This window comes from Halorubrum tibetense (assembly GCF_042661865.1).
Classification (GTDB): domain Archaea; phylum Halobacteriota; class Halobacteria; order Halobacteriales; family Haloferacaceae; genus Halorubrum; species Halorubrum tibetense.
This window is the reverse complement of record NZ_JBHSWW010000714.1, coordinates 1-536: the sequence shown is the minus strand read 5'-3', so window position 1 is coordinate 536 and position 536 is coordinate 1. Positions and strand designations below refer to the sequence as shown.

Here is a 536-nt window from a genome sequence, read left to right as displayed (position 1 = left end):
GTACTGGTCAGCTAAACATTTCCAATTTCCGCCAAGCGCTGAATGCCGGCGATGACGGCAGTGGTAACATTGTGTGTCTGGATGCAGCGGCTGTGGAAGAAGGCTGTGTGCCGATCAACATCTTTGGCTACGGCACCATTAGTCCTGGTGCAGCCAAATATGTAACCGCACCATCTATTCGCGACCAGCGCACCCGCCAGACCATTGCCGGCGCAAACATTACCGGCGATCTGTTTGAACTACCAGCTGGTGCCTTAGCTATGGCTGCCGGTTTAGAGTACCGCTCTGAGTACGCAGCTGACTTCCCAGATGCACTGACCCGCTCTGGCCAAAATGGTGGTAACAAGGAAGAGCCAACTGAAGGCAGCTACAGCGTTCGCGAAGCTTACATGGAACTTGATGCTCCGTTGTTAACCGACGCACCCTTTGCTAAGTCTTTGAGTGTAGGTGTAGCCTTCCGTTTGTCTGATTACGATACTATCGGCAACACAGAGGCTTATACGGCTCGCGCAGCTTGGCAACCAGTTGATTCGCTA

General features: G+C 53.0%; 1 protein-coding gene. It reads left to right on the top strand.

Annotated features, from left to right (window positions below; translation table 11 throughout):
• The coding region (locus ACFQEU_RS17900; RefSeq protein ID WP_465261196.1) for a hypothetical protein at positions 1-536 on the top strand (536 nt) is incomplete at both ends.